General features: G+C 64.4%; 12 protein-coding genes. 3 read left to right on the top strand and 9 right to left on the bottom strand.

All coding sequences use genetic code 11. The features are described from left to right. Nucleotides 1–6 precede the first annotated feature (6 nt). Entirely contained in the window at nt 7–819 is an 813-nt protein-coding gene (locus tag OO306_RS00905) for a helix-turn-helix domain-containing protein (protein WP_265967419.1), read from the bottom strand. Between the two features lie 110 nt (nt 820–929). Here OO306_RS00905 and OO306_RS00900 point away from each other — a divergent pair, with 110 nt between their 5' ends. Together OO306_RS00900 and OO306_RS00895 are read left to right on the top strand one after the other, a co-directional pair. Next, nucleotides 930–1262, top strand: coding sequence for a DUF2834 domain-containing protein (locus tag OO306_RS00900; RefSeq protein WP_265967418.1), 333 nt, complete (start codon nt 930–932; stop codon nt 1260–1262). Beyond that, nucleotides 1262–1687 (top strand): MAPEG family protein, encoded by a 426-nt coding sequence (locus OO306_RS00895; RefSeq protein ID WP_265967499.1) that lies wholly within the window; start codon nt 1262–1264, stop codon nt 1685–1687. The genes OO306_RS00900 and OO306_RS00895 overlap by 1 nt, the downstream gene beginning before the upstream one ends. 67 nt (nt 1688–1754) lie before the next feature. Here the strand turns inward: OO306_RS00895 and OO306_RS00890 are convergent, their stop codons facing one another. From OO306_RS00890 to OO306_RS00880, 3 genes are read right to left on the bottom strand one after another with little or no spacing between them, the layout of a single operon-like run. Next, complete coding sequence (locus OO306_RS00890; protein WP_265967417.1) at nt 1755–3083, bottom strand: TolC family outer membrane protein; 1329 nt, start codon at nt 3081–3083, stop codon at nt 1755–1757. A 1-nt stretch (nt 3084) separates the two neighbouring features. After that, nucleotides 3085–4425, bottom strand: coding sequence for an HlyD family type I secretion periplasmic adaptor subunit (locus OO306_RS00885; RefSeq protein ID WP_099429825.1), 1341 nt, complete (start codon nt 4423–4425; stop codon nt 3085–3087). 6 nt (nt 4426–4431) lie between these two features. Beyond that, nucleotides 4432–6168 (bottom strand): type I secretion system permease/ATPase, encoded by a 1737-nt coding sequence (locus OO306_RS00880; RefSeq protein WP_085273306.1) that lies wholly within the window; start codon nt 6166–6168, stop codon nt 4432–4434. A gap of 455 nt (nt 6169–6623) precedes the next feature. Between OO306_RS00880 and OO306_RS00875 the strand changes: the two genes are divergently transcribed. After that, the gene (locus OO306_RS00875) at nt 6624–17450 is read left to right on the top strand and encodes a peroxidase family protein (protein ID WP_265967416.1); all 10827 of its coding nucleotides are present in this window, start codon (nt 6624–6626) and stop codon (nt 17448–17450) included. A gap of 171 nt (nt 17451–17621) precedes the next feature. Here OO306_RS00875 and OO306_RS00870 read toward each other — a convergent pair whose 3' ends face one another. From OO306_RS00870 to OO306_RS00850, 5 genes are all read right to left on the bottom strand, one after another. Then, nucleotides 17622–17918, bottom strand: a complete 297-nt coding sequence (locus OO306_RS00870) for a chorismate mutase (RefSeq protein ID WP_265967415.1) — start codon at nt 17916–17918, stop codon at nt 17622–17624. Between the two features lie 57 nt (nt 17919–17975). After that, a complete protein-coding gene (locus OO306_RS00865; protein WP_099429819.1) occupies nt 17976–18761 on the bottom strand; it encodes an ABC transporter ATP-binding protein in 786 nt (261 codons plus the stop codon). A gap of 11 nt (nt 18762–18772) precedes the next feature. Further along, nucleotides 18773–19528: an ABC transporter permease gene (locus tag OO306_RS00860; protein ID WP_265967414.1), complete on the bottom strand. Its 756-nt coding sequence runs from the start codon at nt 19526–19528 to the stop codon at nt 18773–18775. A gap of 10 nt (nt 19529–19538) precedes the next feature. After that, nucleotides 19539–20291 carry an ABC transporter permease gene (locus tag OO306_RS00855; protein WP_265967413.1) on the bottom strand — a complete coding sequence of 251 codons (753 nt, stop codon included), beginning with the start codon at nt 20289–20291 and terminating at the stop codon, nt 19539–19541. Between the two features lie 260 nt (nt 20292–20551). Then, nucleotides 20552–22999, bottom strand: a complete 2448-nt coding sequence (locus OO306_RS00850; protein ID WP_265967412.1) for a TonB-dependent siderophore receptor — start codon at nt 22997–22999, stop codon at nt 20552–20554. Nucleotides 23000–23042: the final 43 nt, after the last annotated feature.

Raw genomic sequence — 23042 nt, 5'->3', positions numbered from 1 at the left:
GCGCACTCAGGGGTTTGCGGTCACTTGTTCATACGCCAGGGTCATGGTGTGCCAGGTATGCGTGTCTGCAGGTATCAGGTGTTCTATGCGCAGCGAGGCCACGGTCACGTCCAGCGGCATGCCAAAGGTGGTGAAGGTGGACAGGAACTTCAGCTCACCGTGTGCCGAGCGCAGGCGGGTTAACACGACCGGCGAAGGCGATGGGGCGATCGCCAGCGCGGCGGGGCAGGGCAGGTCTTGCAGAAGCTGCGCCAACTCAGGGTTGCCCGCCGCTTCCCGCGAGGCCCTGTGCCACGCGGTGGCGCGGATTTCATCGGCATTGATCAACTGGTCGCCCAGGCCCTCGGGGCGCAGCAGCGTTTCCAGCAGGTTGAGCGGCGCGCCATCGCGGGGCTGTACCCCCGCCATCTGCAACAGCAGCCCTGCGCTGGTGTTGGCGGCGGTGATGTACCACATGCTATCCAGGACGATCGCCGGAGCGGGGTTGTTGGCCTGCAAAATATGCGCAATCGCCTCGTGCACCATTGCCATCGCGGGCGCATTCAGCGGCGACGCGGTGTAGCGAGGCGCATAACCTGCCGCGAGGAAAACCTCGTTGCACTCCTCCAATGGTACGTCCAACGCAGAAAGCAGGGCATGCAACGTGCCTGGGCTTGGTTTGGCGCGACCGGTCTCCACGCAGCTCAGGTGACGCTGGGATACGTTGGCGCGTAGCGCCAGCTCAAGCTGACTCAAACCTGCCTGTTGACGGTGCCGGCGCAAGTGGTTGCCTGCCGGGTTACCGGCTGAGGCGGTCGGGTGGAAAGGGTGGTTACTCATGGGGCAACTCTGACGGGTCGTGAGCGGGGGCGTCGATGACCTGTGAGGTCATTGAGCAGGCTGCAACCATAGCACTACCTTGGCGCGGTATTGGTTAAGGAGCGTTGCAGATGAAAAGCACTTGGATCGCGCTGGCTACCCTGATGTCGTTTTCGCTGTACACCGGCTGGACGATGTTCATTGCAGAGCAATCATTGCTCGCATTTGGCCTTGAACTGATGGCCCGGCCTGATACCGCGCAGGTTGTAATCGACTTGTACGTGATGGCTGGGCTTGCGTGCGCCTGGATGATCAGGGATGCCCGTTCGAAAGGGCGATCGTGGGTTCGGGTTACCCCTTTTTTGCTGCTCACGGCTGTGTTTGTGTCGGTTGGGCCGCTTCTGTACATCGTGTTTGAAGGCTTTGGCAGGCGCTCGGCACATCATGCTCAGGAGGGGGCATGATGCACGGTGCCCTGTCAGTCTATGCGGTCTGTGTGGTCGCGCTGTTCCTGAAGATGCTGGCGATTTCTTGCTATCAAGGCTATTACCGCCTGCGTTACCAGGCCTTCACCAATGGTGAAGACGCAGCGTTCTTTGGGCGCTTGGCCAATGTTGAAGAACTGCCGCAGGTCAGCCGAGGGGGCAGGGCTTGGGCGAATGATCTGGAGAACATTCCGGCGTTTTTTGCCTTGGCCGGCTTGGCTATTGCGCTGAAGGCTGCTGCGGTCGTCATTATTTGGCTGAGTGTGGTGTTCACCGTTGCCAGGGTGGCGCATACGGTGTGCTACCTGAGCGGTTTGCAGCCCTGGAGGACAGTCAGCTTTGCGGTTGGGCTGGTGTGCTTGCTGGGGCTGGCGGTAACGGTCTTGCAGGCTTGTGGGTTGTAAGTAAGCTTTAGGATCTTGGGGCACAAAACGCCCCAACAATCTCAAGCTTAAACAAAGCCAGAGCAGGTCAGTTACTCACCATCAACTCCGGCCCAAGGTAATTATTGACCAGCTCGATATCGTCATCCCCCAGGCTGCCCACCGATGACGCCAGGCGCAGGCGTGACATCAGGTAATTCAACTTGGCCTCGAACAGGTCATGCCGTGCGTCGAACAGCAATTCCTCGGCATTAAGCACATCCGAGTTGGTACTGGTACCGCCCTCCTTGAAGCCCTTGCGTGTCGAGGTCAGCGAGCGTTCGTTGGACGCGACGGCCTTTTCCAGCGCATGGATACGCATGGCGCCACTCTGTACACCTCGGTACTCACGGGTAGTGCCGGAGATGACTTCCTGGCGGGTGGCGTCGAGCTCGTCCAGCGCTTTCGAACTGTTGGCGCTGGCCTGGCGGGTCAGCGCGCTGGTGCTGCCGCCGCTGTACAACGGGATGTTCAGTTCCAGGCCGATCGAGCTGTACTGGTTGCGCTGGTTCAGCTCCGAAATCGATTGGCTGCTGCCTGCGGTGTAACCCGCAACGAAGTCCAGGGTCGGCCAATGCCCGGCCTTGGCCCGGTTCACCTCTTCTTCTGCCAGTTCGTAGCTGTGCCGGCGGGCGTGAATCAGCGGGCTGTCGGTTTGTGCTTTGACCAGCCAGTCCTGCAGGTTGCCTGGCAGCAGCGGCGGGGTGGTGAAGCCTGGCTGCAAGGTGGTCAGCGATGCCGGGGTTTCACCGATGTACTCCTCGAGCTTGCGGCGGGCGTTGACCAGGTTGTCCTGCGCCTCGATCAGGTCGGCTTCTGCCAGGTCGCGGCGAGCGACCGATTCGTCGATGTCGGTCACCGTGCCGGCGCCCAGCTCCATGCGCCGTTTCGCTGACGCAAGCTGCTCCTCGAAAGCGTTCAGCTTGGCCCTGGCCAGGGTGATGGTTTCGCTGGCCAACAGCACATCGAAATAACTGTCGGCCAGGCGCACGGCGGCATCCTGGCTCTTGGCATCGAACACCGCGACGCTGTAGTCGGCACGCTGCTGGCCCTGGTGGTATTCGGCCATCTTCTGTTTGTTGAACAGCGGTTGGCGCAGGCGCACGCTGGCGCCTTTGGAGTCGTAGTCCAGGTCGTTGTCCTGGCCGCTCTGGCGCTGCGAGCCATTGACCTTGTTGTAATAGGCCGTGGCATTGATCTGCGGCAGCAGGCCGGCTTGGCCGATGGCCCGGTTTTCCAGGCCGGCTTGTTTCTCATGCTCGGCGGCATGGTAGATGGGCCCTTGGTACTGCAGCAGGTCCCAGGCTTGCTTCAGGTCCATGGCACTGGCTGGCAAGGACAACCCCAACAGGCACAACATCAGGCAGTGGCGGTTCATCTCATTGCTCCTTGAAAGCGCTGTCGACGCGTTCGAGCATGGGTTTGAGCAGGTAGCTGAGCAGGTTGCGCTCGCCGGTCTTGATAGTGACGGTGGCCGGCATGCCGGGGCGTATATGGTTGCTGCCCAGCAAGCTCATGCCGGCGGGTGAAACGTCCACCTGCGCCAGGTAGAACGGCTGCTTGCTCTCTTCATCGAGCAGGCGGTCGGCAGAGATGGTTTTCACACGGCCGGGGATGTTTGGGGTCTGTGCGTGATTGAAGGCCGGGAAGGCGATGTCCACGGCAAGCCCTGGGACCATTTTGTCGATGGCCTGCACCGGGATCATCGCGTCGACCTGTAACGGCTCGTCGAGCGGGACGATTTCCATCAGCTTGGCGCCAGGCTGGATAACCCCGCCGACCGTGGCGATGCCCAGCGCCTGGACCATGCCATCGATGGGTGAGCGGATCACCGTGTGGGTCACTTCGTAGTCCAATGCACGCAAGCGGTCGGCCAGGGTGGTGTTTTCCTTGGCGGTGTCGGTCAGTTGCGACTCGACCTCTTTCAAGTAATCGTGCTGGCGCTGAAGCATGCGCAGCTTGATCTCGGTGGCCTGGCTGCGTACCCGGGCGATGTTGTTGAGGTTTTCGGCCTGGCCGGCGGAGAGGTCGGCGTTGCTGCGCTCCAGTTCCAGCAGGCGGTTGCGCGGCACATAACCTTCGGCGGCCAGCACGCGGGTCCCTTGCAGCTCCTGGCCGAGGAAGTTGATCTGCGAGGCGCGGGCGCCGTACACCTGCTGCAGGCCTTTGAGCTGCACGGCCGATGCCGCCAGGTTCTCTTCGAGGATGCTGAGTTCGCCCGCCAGGCCGGCGCGGCGGGTGTCCAGCAAGCGCTGCTGCAAGTCCATGGCGGCCAGCAGGCGTGGGTCTGCGCCGAAGCGCTTGAGCAGCGCGGGGTCGAAGGTCACCGAGTCGCGGTTGTCGCGCTCGGCTTCGAGGCGGTTTTCCACGGTCTTGCTGACAATGTACTGGGCGCTGACTGCGCCCTGTTCGGCCACGGCTCGCAGGGCATCGAGGCGAACCAGTTCCTGGTCCTTTTTCACCACGTCGCCTTCGCGCACCAGGATCGCCTCTACGGTGCCGCCGCTCAGGTGCTGCACGGCCTTGCGATTGCTGGTGACCTTGACCGTGCCGGTGGCGACCACGCCGGCATCCAGCGGCGCCAGCCAGGCCCACAGCAAAAAGCCGCCGAAGCCGGCCAGCACCAGCCACAGGCCCCAGCGCACCGGCTTGCCGGCATCCAGGTCGATCAGGCTCTTCGCCTCGGCAGGGATCAACTCGGTCGGTTGGCTCATGTGCATGATCGGTTACTCCCGTACTTTTACCGAAGCCAGCGGCGCTGCTGCGGCCGCCGGTATCACGCTTGCCTTGCGCAGCGCGGCAAAGACTTCGTCGCGCGTGCCCAGCATCTGCACGCCGCCGTCACGCAGCATCAGCACCTTGTCGACGGCGCACAGCACGTTGGGCCGGTGAGAAACCAGCACCACCGTGGCGCCACGGCCTTTGAGTTCGCCCAGGGCATCGACCAGGGCCTTTTCCCCGACATCGTCGAGGTTGGCGTTGGGCTCATCCAGCACCACCAGGTTAGGTTCGCCATACAACGCACGGGCCAGGGCAATACGCTGTTTCTGGCCACCGGAAAGCGGGCTGCCATCGGTGCCCAGGCGGGTGTCGTAGCCCTGCGGGAAGCGCAGGATCATCTCGTGCACGCCGGTGCTCTTGGCTGCGCGGATGACCGCATCGCTGTCCACCTCGGCAAACCGCGCGATGTTGTCGGCGATGGTCCCTTCGAACAGTTCGACGTCCTGCGGCAGGTAGCCGAGCCACGGGCCCAGTTCGCCTTTGTTCCAGGTGAAGATGTCGGCGCCGTCCAGGCGCACCTTGCCGGCCTGGGTCGGCCAGACGCCAACCAGCAGGCGGGCGAGGGTGGACTTGCCCGAGGCGGAGGGGCCGATGATGCCGAGGCTTTCGCCCGGCGCCAGGCTGAAGCTCACCCCGCGCAGAATGGTGGTGTTGGTGCCGGGGGCGCCAGCAAACACGTTCTCCACGGCGAGCATGCCCAGGGGCCGTTGCAGCGACATGCTCGGTGGGCGGCGCGGGTAGTCCTGCAGCAGTTCGGTCAGCCGCCCCCAGGCTGACCGGCAGCCAAGCAGTTGCTTCCACGAGGCGATGACCTGTTCCACCGGCCCCAGTGCGCGACCGGTGAGGATCGAGCAGGCGATCATCATGCCCGGGGTGATCTTGCCTTCGATCGCCAGCAGCGCACCGGTGCCGAGGATCAGCGATTGCAGGGTGATGCGCACGAAGCGCCCGGTGCTGCTGATCAAGGCCGCACGGTCGGACGCCAGCGTCTGCATCTGCAGGATGCGCAGATGGCTCTGGTACCAACGCTTGCTGATCGACGGCAGCATGCCCATGGCCTCGATGACTTCGGCATTGCGCAGGTTGTTGTTGGCGTAGTTGGCAGACGACAGCGCCGCGTGGTTGGCCTCGGCCAACGGCTTGTGGGTGGCCTTCTCGGTGAGGTACGCCAGGCCGGCGAGGATCATCGAGCCGATCATCGTGACCAGCCCCAGCAGCGGGTGGATCAGGTAGCACACCAGCAGGTAGATGGGCGTCCACGGTGCATCGAAGAAGGCGAACAAGCCATTACCGGTCAAGAACTGGCGGACCTGTGCCAGGTCTTGCAGGGCCTGGGCCGGGTTGCCACCGGCGCGGTTCAGGTTGCGCTCGAAGGCGGCGCTGAAGATGCGCCGGTTGAGGTCCATGTCCAGGCAGTTGCCGACCCGGATCAACACGCGGGTGCGGATCATTTCCAAGGCGGACATCAGCAGGAACAGCCCGACCACCAGCACGGTGAGCATCGTCAATGTGGTGACGTTACGGCTGACCAGGGCGCGGTCGTAGACCTGGAGCATGTAGACAGCTGGCGTCAACATCATGACGTTTATCACGCCACTGAAGCCTGCCAGTGAGTAGAAGCTGCGGCGCAGGCGAAAGAGCGCCTCGGCCAGCTCGGAACGGGTGCGCGGCTGCTTGTGCATCTGGGGCCTCCCTCTGTACCAAACCGGAGGCCGTTGCGGCGCTCTGGACTGCTCTAGATGTGGCTTCTGGACGGCACGCAGGCGGGTCGCTCTGTAGGCGAATCATCCGAAAACGCTGCGGTGCCCCACAAGCACGAGCGTAGGTTGCAACGAAACATCTTGTAATATCATTTCGCTCTATAAATTCTTTGAACTTTTTATAAGTCACGTAAAAACAGCGAGTTGCAACGCATTATCATCGAGAGTCATTTTTTCGACGGCTTATTGACAAGGTTTGAACCTACGACTTTAGTCTTGATTATTCGGGCCGCTCCAACGGACCGCGCTTGACCAGAAGTCATCGCACCACCGATCCCGGAAAACCGAACCACGAACTGCGCACGTCAGTACTGACTGGGCGCGGGATGGACCCTGTTGCCCTGTGTCTTTCTCCCGATAGATCGAGGGCAATCTAAATGGCCAATTTCAGCAAGTCGGACCTGGAGTTCATCCTCAAGCAGATCTTCATCGCCGAAGCCCACGCCAAGGGCGCCAATCTCATCGATCTGCTGCCCAACAGCCAGGTGCCGTTTGGCTTGCGCACCGTGGACGGCAGCTACAACAACCTGGTGGCCGGGCAAAGTGAGTTCGGTGCCGCCGACAATTCCTTCCTGCGTTTGCTTGATGCGTCGTACCGCGCGGCCTATGCCGGCACCGGCACGGTGGTCGACGGGCAGCCGCGCACCATCAGCAACCTGATCGTCGATCAGACGCCGAACAACCCCGCCGCCGTCGAAGCCAATGGCGGCGCGGCGCCGGTGATGAGCCCTGGCCTCGATGGGGTGTTCGGCACGGCTGACGACAAGCCCGTGTTCTTCATCCCCAACCAGTCTGCAGACGCGGGCCTGACGGCCGGTTTCAACGCCTGGATGACCTTCTTTGGCCAGTTCTTCGATCACGGCCTGGACTTGGTGACCAAGAGCACCACCGACATCGTGTTCATCCCGTTGCAGCCGGACGACCCGTTGTACGTGCCCAACAGCCCGACCAACTTCATGGTGCTGCCACGTGCCGTGCGCACGGCCGGCGCGGACGGTGTGCTGGGCACGGCCGACGATGGCCAGCCCAACACCACCTCGCCGTTCGTGGACCAGAGCCAGACCTACAGCTCGCACCCCTCGCACCAGGTGTTCCTGCGCGAGTACATGCTCAACGCCGCGGGCGACCCGATCGCTACCGGGCGGCTGATCACCAACCGCGATCTCGGCGCCGACGGCAAGTTCGGCACGGCCGACGATGGCAATGGCGAAAATGGCGGCATGGCCACCTGGGCCGTGGTCAAGGCCCAGGCCCGCGACCTGCTCGGTATCAACCTGACCGATGCCGACGTGCACAGCGTGCCGCTGCTGGCGACCGATGCCTATGGCAACTTCCTGCGCGGGCCCAATGGCATGCCGCAGGTGGTAATGCGCGTCAGCAATGGCGCCGATGGGGTTGCCGGCACGCCCGATGACGTGACCCAACTGGTCGAGGGCAATCGCGCCGCGCCGATCAGCCTGGCCAATGCTGTCAGCACCGGGCACGGCTTCCTCGACGATATCGCCCACAACGCCGCGCCCGTGGTGGTCGGCGGCGTGCTGCAGGCCGACGGCGACACCGCGGTGGGCAACGCGCAGCTGGTGGGCCCAGGTGGCAACAACCTGACCTACGACAACGAACTGCTCGACGCCCACTACATCGCCGGCGACGGCCGGGTGAACGAGAACATCGGCCTGACCGCCGTGCACCACGTGTTCCACTCCGAGCACAACCGCTTGGTCCAGCAATCCAAGGACACCATCCTCGCCGCAGGCGACCTGGCCTTCCTTAACGAATGGCTGGTGGATGACGTTGCCGCGCTGCCGACCACACCTGCCGCGATCGCCGCGCTGGTGTGGGATGGCGAACGCCTGTTCCAGGCCGCCAAGTTCGGCACCGAGATGCAGTACCAGCACCTGGTGTTCGAGGAGTTCGCCCGCACCATCCAGCCGCAGATCGACGAGTTTCTGGCGCCTAACGGTTATGACACCTCGATCAACCCGGCCATCCTCGCCGAGTTCGCCCACGTGGTGTACCGCTTCGGCCACTCGATGCTGACCGAGACCGTCGACCGCTTCGACCCCGAGTTCAACCCCGTTCTTACCGACCCCAACAACCCCGACCAGCAGCTTGGCCTGATCGCTGCCTTCCTCAACCCGCTGGCATTCGCTGGCAGCGGGGCGACGGCCGATGAAGCGGCAGGGGCAATCATTCGCGGCGTGACGCGCCAGGTCGGCAACGAGATCGATGAGTTCGTTACCGAAGCCCTGCGCAACAACCTGCTGGGCCTGCCGCTCGACCTGCCGGCGCTGAACCTTGCCCGTGGGCGCGACACCGGCATCCCCTCGCTGAACGAGGCGCGCCGTGAGTTCTATGCCGCGACCGGCGACAGCCAGCTCAAGGCCTACATCAGTTGGGTCGACTTTGCCGACCACCTCAAGCACCCGGCATCGCTGGTCAACTTCATCGCCGCCTACGGCACCCATGCGACGATCACCGGGGCGACCACGCTGGCCGACAAACGTGCCGCCGCCATGGCCTTGGTGTTCGGGGGCGATGGCGCGCCGCTCGACCGCCTGGACTTCCTCAACGGCACCGGCGCCTGGGCCAACGTGACCCGGGCCGGCAAAGACGGCGTGCTGGGCACTGCGGACGACGTGAGCGGGGTGACCATCACCGGCGTCGACACCATCGACTTCTGGGTCGGTGGCCTGGCCGAGCAGAAGATGCCGTTCGGTGGCATGCTGGGCTCGAGCTTCAACTTCGTCTTCGAAACCCAGCTGGAGGCGCTGCAGAACGGCGACCGCTTCTACTACTTGTCGCGTACAGCGGGCCTGAACTTCGGCACGGAGCTTGAAAACAACTCCTTCGCCAAGCTGATCATGCTCAACTCCGACGTCACCCACCTGTCCAACACGGTGTTCCTGACGCCGACGTTCACCCTCGAAGTGAACCAGGCCAACCAGTTCACCGGGCTGGGTGCCGACGGCAAGGCCGACCCTACCGGCGGCATCATGATCTACGGCCAGGAAATCGTCCCGCTGGTGATCCGCGACAACCCGGATACCGTGGGCCCCGACAGCAACTACCTGCATTACACCGGCCTGGACCATGTGGTTCTGGGGGGCACTGCGGGCAATGACATCATCATCTCCAGCGAGGGTGACGACACGCTCTACGGCGACGGCGGCGATGACCGCCTCGAAGGGGGCGCCGGCAATGATGCGGTGCTGGGTGGCGCGGGCGATGACATCATCACCGATTCGTTCGGCGACAACCGCCTGGAAGGCAACGCCGGCAACGATGTAATCGTCGCCGGCAGCATGGGCGTTGCCGGCAACCTGATCCTGGGCGGTGATGGCCAAGACTTCATCATCACCACCGAAGACATCAGCACCACGTTCGGCGGCCAGGGCGACGACTTCATCCTCGGCGCCAAGACCAACCTGCCGCCTACCGGCAACGAAGGCGATGACTGGATCGAGAAGGGCACCCAGGACGGTGCGCCCGGCGACAACTTCGCGCCGCTGCTGGGTGACGAGGTGATCGGCAACGACATCTTCGTCGGCGGCGGTGGCTTCGACGAGATGATCGGTGAAGGCGGCGATGACATCTTTGTCGGCAGCGATGCCCAGGACAAGATGGACGGCATGTCCGGTTTCGACTGGGTCACCTACAAGAATGACCAGGTCGGCGTCACTGTCGACCTGAGCCTGGCCGCGCTGGCGCAGCCCCATGGCAACGCGCCGAACCAGAACGCCGGCGTGTTCAACCCGGTCGGCGCCTCGCCGGCCTCGATCCTCGACCGCTTTGCCGAAGTCGAAGGGTTGTCCGGTTCCAAGTTTGGCGATGTGCTCAAGGGTGACGACGTCGATGCAGTCACCATCCTCAACCACGGCGGTGCCACTGGCAGTGCGCTGACCAACGTGGCGCTGATCCACGGGCTGCAGCAGTTCCTGGCTGACGCTGGTTTGCCCACCACCGGCTTTGCCACCGGCAACATCATCCTCGGTGGCAATGGCAGCGACCTGATCGAGGGCCGCGGCGGCGATGACCTGATCGACGGCGACAAGTGGATCAACGTGCGCATCGCGGTGTATGCCGCCGGCGACGTCAACCATACCGGGCCGGAAATCGCCAGCTTCGACAGCATGGTCGACATGATCCCGTTCATGCTCGACCGCACCTATAACCCAGGCCAGCTCAAGGCCGTGCGGGAAATCCTGCCGGGCACTTCGACGGGCGGCGCGGCGTTCGATACCGCTGTGTTCTCCGGAGTTCAGGCCGACTACGTGGTTACCCAGAACAACCGTGGCACAGCCGATGTGTCGGACGATGTGTGGACGGTGACCGACACCGTTGCCGGCCGTGACGGCGTCGACACCCTGCTGCATATCGAGCGCCTGCAATTTGCCGATGGCCAGCGCGTGCTGGTGACCGGGGTGAATGCGCAGCCAACCGGCAGCCCGACTGTCACCGACAACAACGCTGGCGCGATCACCGTGGGCGACATGCTGACCGTGAGCATGGCCGGGGTGCGCGACGGCGACAATGTGTCGCTGACCAATCCGCAAGGCGTGCTCAACAACACCTCGGTGTCCTACTACTGGCAGTTCGAGGCGGACCCGGGCAGCGGTGTGTTCGAGGACATCATCCTGCTGCCGGCCGGCGACCTGGCGTTCCAAAGCGCCGATGGCACGGCGTTCAAGGTCTCGCCAGACCTTGCCGGGCTGTCACTGCGGGTGAAGGCGATCTACCAGGATGCGCACGGCACCACTGAAGTGCTGTTCTCGCAACCCACGGCCGTGGTCGAGGCGGGCGCCCCCGTGGTGCCGACCGCGCCGACGCCGGTGGTTGATGCCAGCGAAGGTGGCGCAGGCCTGCACATGGTCCGTTCCGACCTCAACTTCATCCTCGCGCAAATCAAGATCGCCGAGGCTGATGCCGCCGGGCAGGACATCCTCTCGCTGATACCCAACATCCGTGCACCCCTGGGGCTGCGGGCAGTCGATGGTTCGAACAACAACCTGATGAACCTCAACGGCATCAACAACACCCAGTTCGGGGCGGCCGATAACGTCTTCCCACGCCTCACCGACCCGGTGTTCAACCCCGCTGAAGGCGCGCCTGCCGGCTTCTTCGGCCCAGGCTCGCCGGCCATTCCAGGGTCGTCCTACCAACAAACCAGCGGCGCAGTGTTCGACTCGCAGCCGCGCACCATCAGCAACCTGATCGTCGACCAGACCTCGAACAACCCGGCCGCCTACGCCACAGCCTATGACCCTGGCGCCGACGGCGTGCTCAACTTCGGCACGCCGGGTAACGACGATGTGCTCAAGGATGGCGTGCGGGTCGTCGCCAGCCCCGGCCTGGACGGGCAGTTCGGCACCAATGACGACCACGACGTGTACCTGTTTGAAAACACCACGGCGGATGCCGGGCTGTCTGCGCCGTTCAACGCCTGGATGACCTTCTTTGGCCAGTTCTTCGACCATGGCCTGGACCTGGTCACCAAGGGCGGTTCGGGTACCGTGTACATTCCGCTGCAACCAGATGACCCGCTGTATGTGCCGGGTGGCAACACCAACTTCATGGTGCTGACCCGGGCCACCAACCAGCCAGGGCCGGATGGCATTCTCGGCAACGCCGACGATATCCATGAGCACAGCAACACCACCACGCCATTCGTGGACCAGAACCAGACCTACAGCTCGCACCCGTCGCACCAGGTGTTCCTGCGCGGCTATCAGATGACGGACCATGGCCCCGTCGCCACGGGCCGGTTGATCACCAACCGCGACCTGGGCGCCGATGGCAAGTTCGGCAGTGCCGACGACAGCGAAATCGGCGGCATGGCGACCTGGAAAGTGGTCAAGGCGCAGGCCAATGACCTGCTCGGCATTCACCTCACCGATGCCGACGTCAACAACGTTCCGCTGCTGGCGACCGATGCCTATGGCAACTTCATCAAAGGGCCCAATGGCTACCCGATGGTGGTCATGAAGGGCGCCGATGGCCTGGGCGGCACGGCGGACGACGTGCTGGTCGAAGGCAACCCGTTGGCGCCGATCGACCTGACCAACGCCGTGCGCACGGGGCACGAGTTCCTCGCCGACATCGCCCACAATGCCGTGCCAGTGTTCAACGGCGGTGTGTTGGCACCCGATGCCGGTACCCAGGTCGGCAACGCCGTCCCGGTCAACCCGCAGACCGGCGCCAACCTGGCCTACGACAACGAGTTGCTGGATGCGCACTACATCGCGGGCGACGGCCGGGTTAACGAAAACATCGGCCTGACCGCCGTGCACGCAATCTTCCACGCCGAGCACAACCGGCTGGTGGCGCAGACCAAGGATACCGTGCTCGACTCGGGCGACGTGGCCTTCCTCAACGAGTGGCTGCTCAACCCGGTCAACGCACTGCCGACCAGCCAGGCCGAGATCGATGCACTGGTGTGGAATGGCGAGCGGTTGTTCCAGGCAGCCAAGTTCGGTACCGAGATGCAGTACCAGCACTTGGTGTTCGAGGAGTTCGCCCGCACCATCCAACCGCGTGTCGACCTGTTCTTCGCCCCGACCCAGGTGTACGACGTCGACCTCGACGCCTCGATCGTCGCCGAGTTCGCGCACACCGTGTACCGCTTCGGCCACTCGATGCTGACCGAGACCGTCGACCGTTTCGACATCGACTTCAACGTGGTCAAAGACCCCTCCAGCGCCGACCCCGACCAGCAGTTGGGCCTGATCGCCGCGTTCCTCAACCCGCTGGCGTACGCCGCCAGTGGCGTCACCCCCGAGGATGCGACCAGTGCCATCGTGCGCGGGGTTACCCGCCAGGCCGGTAACGAAATCGACGAGTTCGTCACCGAGGCGCTGCGCAACAACCTGCTCGGGCTGCCGCTCGACCTGCCGGCGATCAACATCGCCCGTGGCCGCGATGTCGGTATCCCTTCGCTCAACGCCGTACGCCGCGACATCTATGGGCAAACCGGCGATACCCAACTCAAGCCGTACACCAGTTGGGTCGACCTGGTGCAACACCTCAAGCATCCGGAGTCGTTGATCAACTTCATCGCCGCCTATGGCACGCACAGCACCATCACCGGGGCAACCACCCTGGTGGACAAGCGTGCGGCGGCGATGGCGCTGGTGTTCGGCGGCGATGGTTCGCCGCTTGATCGGCTCGACTTCCTCAACGGCACCGGGGCCTGGGCCAACGTGACACGGCCGGGCAAGGACGGCGTGCTGGGCACGGCCGATGACCTGAAGGGCGTCACGGTGACCGGTGTCGATGCCATCGACCTGTGGATCGGCGGCCTGGCCGAAGCGAAAACCCCGTTCGGCGGCATGCTCGGTTCAACGTTCAACTTCGTGTTCGAGAACCAGCTGGAAAAACTCCAGGACGGCGACCGCTTCTACTACCTGGAGCGCACCGCTGGCCTGTCGATGAACGCGGAACTGGAAAGCAACTCGTTCGCCAAGCTGATCATGGCCAACACCTCGGCCACCCACTTGCCAGGCCTGGTGTTCTCGGACCCGGCGTTCTACCTCGAAGTGGACCGCAGCAAGCAGTACAACGATGGCCTGGGCAATGCCGACCCGCTGGGCGAGAACGGCCAGCAGGTGGTGTTCCGCGACAGCCCGCTGACCGCAGGGCCGGACAGCAACTACATCCGCTATGCCGGTGACGAGCACATTGTGCTGGGTGGCACCAATGGCGCCGATGTGCTCGTCTCCGGCGGGGGGGACGACACGGTCTGGGGCGATGCCGGCAATGACCGCATCGAAGGCGGCAACGGCAACGACCAACTGCGCGGCGGTGCCGGCGACGACATCATCAGCGACATGGGCGGTGACGACAATATCCAGGGCGGCGACGGCAACGACGTGCTGCACGGCGGTAATGGCATCAACCTGATCATTGGCGGTTTCGGCAACGACTTCATCGTCACCGGTGAAGACGCTTCCGAGGCCATCGGCGGCCAGGGCAATGACTTCATCCTGGGCAGCAAGGCCAACGAACAGGACATGGGTAACGAAGGGGACGACTGGATCGAGAAGGGCACCTCGGACGGTGCCCCTGGCGACAACTTCGACCCGCTCGGCAACGACCCGATCATCGGCAACGATGTGTTTGTCGGTGGTAACGAGAACGACAAGTTCAACGGCGAAGGGGGCGACGACATCATGGTCGGCAGCCTCGGCTTCGGTGACCGCTATATCGGCGGCTCGGGCTACGACTGGGCGACCTTCAAGGGGCTCGCCCAAGGCGTGACCATCGACTACAGCGACCGCTTCTTCGATGTGCCGCCGGTACCGGGTTCGGGGGCATCGGCGCTGGTGCGTTTCGACATCATGGAGGGCCTGTCAGGCTCGGCGCACGGTGACTTCCTGCGCGGCGACAACGAAGATGCCGCCTCGCTGCCCACCGCCGGTGCCAATGGCAGCGTGCTGACCAACATCAGCCTGATCAACGGCCTGGCCGATCTGCTTGCCGCTGGCGCGACGTTCTACGACGGCGGCAACATCATCCTCGGCGGCAGCGGCAGCGACCTGATCGAAGGCCGCGGCGGTGACGATATCCTCGACGGTGACAAGTGGCTCAACGTGCGCATCAGCGTACGCGCCAACAGCGATGGCACCGGCCCGGAAATCGCCTCGTTCGACAGCATGGAGCCGATGGTGCCGTTCATGCTCAACGGCACCTACAACCCCGGGCAACTGGTGATCGTGCGGGAGATCCTGAAAGGCACTGACAACTTCGACACCGCGCTGTTCTCAGGCGTGGCGACGGACTACAACGTCGTGGTCGATGGCAATACCGTGATTGTCACCGACCTGGTAGCGGGGCGTGACGGGGTCGATCGGCTGACCGGCATCGAGCGGCTGCAGTTCTCCGACCGGGCCATCGCCTCCGGTGTCGGCACGGCCGCCAACGCAGGCCCGTCGGGCCACCTGGTGATCCTCGACGATGCCACCGGCGTACGCGATGACACACCGGTGGCTGGCCAGCTGCTGCGGGTCACTGACCTGGCCGTGCATGATGCGGACAACGCCAGTGCAAGCAACCCGACCGGCGCGGTCAACGGCCCAGTGGCTTACTACTGGCAGGTCGAGCAATTGCCGGGTTCGGGGATGTATGAGGACATCACCTTCGTCGCGGCCGGCGAAGTGTCGCGGGCCATCGGCAGCACCTACCGGGTGACCGACGATGTGGCGGGGCTGAGCATTCGGGTGCGGGCGGTGTATCAGGATGCCAAGGGCACCCTGGAAATCGTCGACTCGGCGCCCAACAGCGCGCCGAGCGCCGGGCCGGCCGTGACCGGCTTGCTGATACAGAACCAGACGCTGACGGCCAACCCGGCCACCATTGTCGATGCCGACGGCCTGAGCAACCCGCAGTTCACCTTCCAGTGGCAGTCGAACCGGGGCGTTGGCTGGGTCAACATTGCCGGTGCCATCAACAGCACCTTCGTCCTGACCCAGGCGCAGGTGGGGCAGAACATGCGGGTGGTGGTCAGCTACGTGGATGACTTCGGCGTGCACGAAAGTGTTGCTTCCGACATCCTCGACCCGGTGGCCAACGTCAACGATGCACCGACAGGCGCGGTGCTGATCAGCGACACCACACCCGACCGCGGCCAGGTGCTGACCGCGCTTACCGCTGGCATTGCCGACCTTGACGGGCTGGGTGCGTTCAGCTTCCAGTGGCAGCAAGGCAGCGGCAGCAGCTTCAGCAACATCGTCGGCGCAACGGCGGCCACCTTCACCCCGGGCTTTGCCCAGGGTAACCAGCAACTGCGGGTAATCGTGCGCTACACCGACGGCTTCGGCACGCTGGAGACGCTGACGTCGGCAGCAACCGCGCCCGTGGTGGTGCCGCCCGGTGTGACCCTGGTCGGTACCAACGCGGCCAACACCCTGACCGGTTCGGCGGGTAACGACGTGATCTCGGGCCTGGGCGGTAACGATACCCTCAACGGATTGGGCGGCGCGGACCAGCTGTTCGGCGGCCTGGGTAACGACGTGCTCAACGGCGGTGACGACCCCGACATCCTCAACGGCGACGATGGCAACGACACCCTCAACGGCGGGCTTGGCGCGGACGCCATGAACGGTGGTGCCGGCAACGACACGTTCGTGGTCGACAACGCCGGTGACACGGTGACCGAAGCGCTGAACGGCGGGACCGACCTGGTGCAGACCAGCCTGGCAAGCTACACGCTGACGGCGAATGTCGAGAACCTGACCTACACCGGCAGCAGCAGCTTCACCGGCACCGGCAACGCTTTGGCCAACACCCTCACTGGGGGGGCCGCCAACGATGTGCTCAATGGCGGTGCGGGGGCCGACCGCCTGGTCGGTGGCGTCGGCAATGACACCTACGTGGTCGACAATGCCAACGATGTGGTGGTCGAAGCGTCGGGTGCCGGTACCGATACCGTGCAGACCTCGCTGGGTACCTACACCCTGGCCGGCAACGTCGAGAACCTGACCTTTACCGGGGTGGGCAACTTCACTGCCACGGGCAATGGGCTGGCCAACCTCATCAACGGCGGGGCAGGTAATGACACGCTCAATGGTGACGGCGGCAACGACATCCTCAATGGCAACGCGGGCAACGACACGCTCAACGGTGACGCCGGCAACGACCAGCTGTTTGGTGGGCTGGGCATCGATACCTTGAACGGCGGCGGTGGCGATGACAGCCTCGATGGCGGTGATGGCAATGACTCACTGCTGGGGGGCGCTGGCAACGACACGCTGCTGGGTGGCCTGGGCAACGACACCCTGGACGGTGGCGTCGGCGTCGATTTGCTGCAGGGTGGCGATGGCAACGACACGCTGTTTGGTGACGTCGGCAACGACACCTTGCTGGGAGGGGCCGGCAACGACTTCATCAACGGTGCCGCTGGCAACGATACGGTCACAGGTGGGGCGGGCAACGACACGATGATTGCCACTGACGGCAATGATGTCTTCCAGTTCGCTGCAGGCTTTGGCAACGACCTGATCATCAACTTCGATGCCATCGCGTCGGGCGGCCAGGACCGGCTGGACATCACCGCGCTCAACATCACGGCTGCCACCTTCGCTGCCAGCGTCACCATCGCCGATGTCGGCGCTGATACGCTGGTCAGCATCGGCGCTGCCGACTCGATCCGCCTGGTGGGGGTGGCCGACGCCACGACGGTGACGGCGGCAGACTTCATTCTGGCGGGGTGAGTGGCTGAGCGTTCGTCGTCCCAGAGTCGACGCATTCTCGTGTAGGAGCAGCCTTGTGCTGCGAAGAGGCCGGTGACAGCACAGCGTATTTTTGCTGCTGTCACCGGCCCCTTCGCAGCACAAGGCTGCTCCTACCGGGTTCGCGTAGGGCAGTGTTGAACCCGTCCAGGTTCACTCACGGCTCAACGTGGCATGCAGTTTCAGCTCTTCATCGATAAAGGCCGCAATCATCGCCCGGTACACCCGTTCCACCACGTCGGGCGACGCCCCGCTATCGCTGGCAATTGCACGCACCTTGGCAATCACCTGCTCGACCCGCGCCGGTGCGCGCACATCGTCGGTGGTCTTCTTGAAGGTGGCTGCCTGGGCGACCAGTTGGCCGCGTTGGGCGAGCAGCGCGACCAGGTTCTGGTCGATGTGGTCGATGCGCGAGCGAACGTCCTCGATCGATGTGCAACGTACGTCCATGTTGGGGGCTCCATGTTGATGGGCAAGCAAGTCGACCGACATTAGCACAGGCGCAGCTCAATGCCCCACCAGCTCGCCCAGCAACCGCTGTTTGTACGCGTGCAGCACCGCACTGTCGCGCTCACGCGGGTGCGGCAGGTCGATGTGCAGGTCCTCGCGGATTCTGCCAGGGTGGGCATCCATCACGATCACCCGGTCACCCAGGTACAGCGCCTCCTCGATGTCATGGGTGACCATGATCACGGTGCACCGCTCCTGCACCCAGATGCGCTGCAGCTCTTGCTGCAGCCTCACCCGGGTCAGGGCATCGAGGGCGCCGAGCGGCTCGTCGAGCAGCAGCACCTTGGGTTTGTTCACCAGCGCCCGGGCAATGGCCGCGCGCTGGGCCATGCCGCCGGAGAGCTGGTGCGGGTAGGCGTGTTCGTAACCGCTCAGGCCCACCAGCTCGATGTGCTCAGCCACCAGGCGGTCCTTGTGCGTGGCTGGCATGGTGTGGTTTTTCAGGGCCAGGGCGATGTTCTGCTGCAAGGTCATCCATGGGAACAGGCGGTGGTCCTGGAACACGATGCCGCGTTCCAGGCCCGGCCCGCGCACGGGTTGCTGGTCGAGCAGGATCTGCCCGTGATAGTCCTGGTCGAGGCCGACGATCAGCCGCAGCAGCGTGGACTTGCCACAGCCGCTGGCGCCGACAATGCTGACGAATTCGCCAGGTTGGATGTTCAGCTCGATGTCCTTGAGCACTTGCATCGGCTTGCCCTTGAGGGCGTAGGTCTTGCTCAGGCCACGAAGCGTCAGTGCGCCGTGGGTGGCGGTGGTGGGTAGAGCATGGGCGATGGCGTTCATGGTCGGGCCTTTCAACGGGTCGGGCGCCAGCGCAGCAGGCGGCGTGAGAGGAGGGTGCAGAGCCAGGACATCAGGTAGCCGCACAGGCCGATGCACAGCACGCAGACCACGATGATCTCCATGCGCGCGCCGGCTTCGGCGGTCATCATCAGGCTGCCGAGGCCGGCACCGGAAGACAGGAACAGCTCGCTGCCGACCGAGGTCACCCAGGCGAATGCCAGTGCCTGCAGCACGCCAGCGGCGATGCCCGGCAAGGCGGCAGGCAGCAGGATCAAGCGCAGCTGCTGGGCGCGGCTGAGCATCAGCACGCGGGCGGCTTCACGGTGCTGGCCCTCGACCTGGCGCAGGCTTTCGAAGGTGTTGAGCACCATGGGGTACAAAGCCGCGAGGCTGACGATCAGCAGCTTGGCGCTTTCGCCGTTGCCAAGCCACAGGGCGATCAACGGGATCCAGCCCAGCATCGGCACCTGGCGCAGGGCATGGAACAGCGGCGCGATCAGGCGGTTGGCAGGGGCGGACAGGGCCATCAGCGCGCCCAGCCCGATACCACCGACAATGCCTACCGCCAGGCCGGTGCAGGTACGCACCAGGCTTGCCCACAGGTTGATCAGCAGCTCGCCGCTGCCCAGCAGTTCGACCCATGCCGACCCTACCTGCGCCAGTGGCACGAAGGCGTAGGCGCCGGCGGCGTCCTGGCACGAGGCGTATTCCCAGGCGCCGAGCAGCAGCAATGGCAGCACCAGGCCGCGGGTATTGTGTAGCTTCATTACTGCCTCCTCAGCGGCTTTGCCAGCCAGACAAGCGCCGCTCCACGCGGCGCAGGGCAAAATCCAGGGTGAAGCCGATCACACCGGTGATCACCACCCCGACCATCACGACATCGATACGCAGCATCTGCCGGCCCATTTCGATCATCTGCCCCAGCCCGCTGTCGGCGGCCAGCAGCTCGCAGGCCACCAGCACCACCCAGGCGCGGGTCAACGCCACGCGCACGCCGGTGACGATCGCGGGCACGGCAGCGGGCAGGGCAATACGGCCGACCAATGTAGTCCAGCGCAGGCGATACACCGCTGCGACCTCGAAGTGACTGCGCGGGATCGCGCGTACCCCTTCACAGGTGGCCAAGGCCACGGGGAAGAACGCGGTCTTGGCGACGATGACGATCTTGAAGGTTTCATCGACGCCAAACAGCAGCACGAACATCGGGATCAAGGCGATGCTGGGCACCTGGCGAAGCGTGTGAAACAGCGGTGCGCAGTAGGCCTCTACGGTGTTTGACAAGGCCAGCGCCGTGCCGAATGCCAGGCCGCCGAGCGCGCCGCCGACAAAGCCCAGGGCCAGGCGCGAAAGGCTGCCGCAAAGGTGCTCCTGCAGCTCGCCGGTGGCCAGCAGTTCGGTGAAGCTGTGCCAGACCTCCAGCGGTGGCACCAGCAGGTTGGCAGGGAACAGCCCAGCGTTGGCCAGCACGGCCCAGAGTGCGAGCAGGGCTGCAGGTGAGATCAACCAGGAGAGGGGCGAGAGCAAGCGCATGGCGGGCCTTGGGGGAGCAGACGATAGAAAGGGCTATCGCAAGAGCTGTGCCAGGCGCTGAAGGCCCGGAAATACGGGGGATGAGAATGTGGTGGTGCTGGAGCAGCACAGGGCTGCTGCTCCAGCAGCAGGTCGTCAGCACTACGTCTGCTGGCTTCTTCGCGGGCAAGCCGGCTCCCACAAGTACGGCGCTAGCTTTGGAGGCTACACAGTTCGGGTAGGAGCGGGCTTGCCCGCGAAGAAGCCAGCGCGGTCGCTGATCAGAAATCGTAACTGACGCTGGTGTAGTAGAACGCCCCCTGCGCCCCCTCGGGGCTGGTGATGGAATACTTCGGCACCCCATACAGCTGCGCGCCTTCGAGCTTGTCTGGGTGGCTGTCGAACAGGTTGATCGCGCCCGCCGACAAGGTCAGGCCCAGGTCGAAGCGGTACGACACATCCAGGTCGGTCACCCACTGCGCCGCAAACGTCTGGTCCAGCGCCGGGTTGGCGGCGTTGCGGCTCTGCCATTCGCCATAACGGCGCTGGGCCACGGTGACGCTCCAGCCGTCATACAACCAGTTGGCGCTCAAGGTCAGTTTGTCCTTGGGCGTGCCGTCCTCGATCAGGCCTTGGGTGTTGCGGCCGATGATCTGGTTGCCGGGGATGCTGCCCACGTCGTCCAGCCCGGTGATACGGGTGTTGTTGCGCGCATAGCCGCCGTTGAAGTCCAGCCGGCCCCAACCGCCCAGCTCGAGCTGGTAGTGGCCGGCCAGCTCGAAGCCATCCGTGCGGGTGTCGGCGATGTTGGTGTAGAACGCCGCACTCTGGATATTGGCGTAGGGCGTGCCGGCGAAAATCGGCGTGACTACTGACGACGGCAACTGGTCGGACAAGGTGATGCGGTTGTCGATGTCGATGCGGTAGGCATCCAGCGTCACCGAAGCATTGGGCAGCGGCCGCCAGACCAGGCCCACGGAGAAGTTGGTCGACTCTTCGGGCTTGAGCGACTTGCCACCCAGCAGCGCCGCTTCCGGGCTGTCGGCCCGCAGGGTGCGCTGTTGCACCTCGACCCAGTTGCCACTGCCCGGCGGTTGCTCCACCACCTGCACGCTGAACGAGGACAACCCGCTCTGCACCAGTGAAGGCGCGCGGTAGCCGGTGCTGGCGCTGGCCCGGGCGGCGATTTCGGGGGTGAAGTCATAGCGCAGCGACAGTTTGCCGTTGGTAGTGTCGCCAAAGTCCGAGTAGTGCTCGCTACGCACCGCCACGCCGGCCTGGAATTTCTCGGTGAGCTGGGCTTCGACATCCAAGTAGGCGCCGATCACCCGGCGGTCGAGCGACACCGCATCGACCTGGGTGATGCCCGAGTAATAACCGGGAATACGCCGGCCAGAAACCGGGTCGACGGTGTTGAACAGCGGCCCGTTGGACCAGCCGGCGGCGTCACCCTCGGTCAGGTCGAAGTTCTCCTGGCGCCAGGCCAGCCCTGCCGAAACGGTCAGTGGCTTGAACAGCCAGTCGTTGGCGAAGTCGCGTGTCCAGTCCAGGGTCAGGTTGGTCTGGTCGGCTTCGCGCCGGCCGGTGTAGAGGGTCGAGGGGCTGGCGGTGCCCCAGCTGGGGTTGATGGCGTTGCGATCGGTAGAGTCGACGCGGTTGTTGCCGTAGTTCAGCGCCAGGTCAAAGTTGCCCAGTGCTTCATTCTCCAGGCGCAGGCCACTGGTGACGGCGAAGTCTTCCAGGCCATAGCGGGTGACTGGCAAGCGGCCGTCGGGGTAGCGCGCCAGCGCCACGCTGCCGTAGTTGTTGCGCAGGGTGGTGGGCGGATCGAAAAAGTTCTCGGCGTCGGTGTTCTTGTGCGCGTAGGTGGCGAAGCCATAAGCGCTCAGGCCCTCGCTCAGGCCCATCTCGGCGTTGGCGGTGAAGTTGTACTGGTCCGAGACGTTGCCCGAGCCCCAGCGCCAGTTGCGGTAGCGGTTGTTCTGTTCACGTGGGGTGTCGATGCTGGTCGAGCCGGGATAGAACAGGCGGTTGTCGTCGCGCGTGTCGCTGGCCGGGTCCTGGCTGCCAGCGTCGAAGGCCAGGGTAAGGAAGCCGTCGTTGGGCAGGGCAAAGCCTTTCCAGCCGCTGAGCTTGCGTTGCAGGCCATCGCCTTTCTTGTAGCCGCCGAAGCGGTAGCCGGCGTTGCCGCCGTCGTCGCGTTCCTTGAGGACGATGTTGATCACCCCGGCGATGGCGTCCGAACCGTACTGGGCGGCGGCGCCATCGCGCAGGATCTCTACCCGCTCGATGGCCGACAGTGGGATCAGGCTGAGGTCCACTGCCGCCGCGCCACGGGCGTTGACCAAGCCTTGGCGGGTAACGTTGGCGCTGGTGTGGCGGCGCTTGCCGTTGACCAGCACCAGCACCTGGTCGGAAGCCAGGCCGCGCAGCGAGGCGCCCTGGGCGATGGAGCCGGCAAAGGCGCCTTGTGGCGATTGCGGGAAGCTGAACGACGGTGACAAGGCCGTGAGCGCGGCGGACAGGTCGCTGGCGCCGGTTTCCTGCAGTTTTTCGCCACTCAGGACGTCGACGGGCGCAGCGCTTTGCAGGGCGGTGACGTCGCTGCGGTGGGTGCCGACCACGACCACGGTGTCGAGGTTGGTGGCGGGTTCGGCGGCGAATGCGGGCACGGCAAGGCTGCCGATGGCCAGGGCGATGGCGCTGGCCAAGGGGGTGTGGTGGGGCATGGGGGATGTCCTTTTAGAAGGCGTGAGTGCCTTGGGGCTGCTG

Origin of the sequence: Pseudomonas sp. DCB_AW (assembly GCF_026240895.1) — a bacterium.
Taxonomy (GTDB): Bacteria; Pseudomonadota; Gammaproteobacteria; order Pseudomonadales; family Pseudomonadaceae; genus Aquipseudomonas; species Aquipseudomonas kermanshahensis.
The sequence above is the reverse complement of the archived record's forward strand: the minus strand, read 5'-3'. Positions and strand labels throughout refer to the sequence as shown.

What these genes read in the sequence shown, in the direction of transcription:
- OO306_RS00895 (WP_265967499.1), top strand. Translation starts at nt 1,262, where the DNA reads ATGCACGGTGCCCTGTCAGTCTATGCGGTCTGTGTGGTCGCGCTGTTC.
- OO306_RS00865 (WP_099429819.1), bottom strand. Translation starts at nt 18,761, where the DNA reads ATGAACGCCATCGCCCATGCTCTACCCACCACCGCCACCCACGGCGCA.
- OO306_RS00855 (WP_265967413.1), bottom strand. Translation starts at nt 20,291, where the DNA reads ATGCGCTTGCTCTCGCCCCTCTCCTGGTTGATCTCACCTGCAGCCCTG.
- OO306_RS00905 (WP_265967419.1), bottom strand. Translation starts at nt 819, where the DNA reads ATGAGTAACCACCCTTTCCACCCGACCGCCTCAGCCGGTAACCCGGCA.
- OO306_RS00900 (WP_265967418.1), top strand. Translation starts at nt 930, where the DNA reads ATGAAAAGCACTTGGATCGCGCTGGCTACCCTGATGTCGTTTTCGCTG.
- OO306_RS00880 (WP_085273306.1), bottom strand. Translation starts at nt 6,168, where the DNA reads ATGCACAAGCAGCCGCGCACCCGTTCCGAGCTGGCCGAGGCGCTCTTT.
- OO306_RS00875 (WP_265967416.1), top strand. Translation starts at nt 6,624, where the DNA reads ATGGCCAATTTCAGCAAGTCGGACCTGGAGTTCATCCTCAAGCAGATC.
- OO306_RS00860 (WP_265967414.1), bottom strand. Translation starts at nt 19,528, where the DNA reads ATGAAGCTACACAATACCCGCGGCCTGGTGCTGCCATTGCTGCTGCTC.
- OO306_RS00885 (WP_099429825.1), bottom strand. Translation starts at nt 4,425, where the DNA reads ATGCACATGAGCCAACCGACCGAGTTGATCCCTGCCGAGGCGAAGAGC.
- OO306_RS00850 (WP_265967412.1), bottom strand. Translation starts at nt 22,999, where the DNA reads ATGCCCCACCACACCCCCTTGGCCAGCGCCATCGCCCTGGCCATCGGC.
- OO306_RS00890 (WP_265967417.1), bottom strand. Translation starts at nt 3,083, where the DNA reads ATGAACCGCCACTGCCTGATGTTGTGCCTGTTGGGGTTGTCCTTGCCA.
- OO306_RS00870 (WP_265967415.1), bottom strand. Translation starts at nt 17,918, where the DNA reads ATGGACGTACGTTGCACATCGATCGAGGACGTTCGCTCGCGCATCGAC.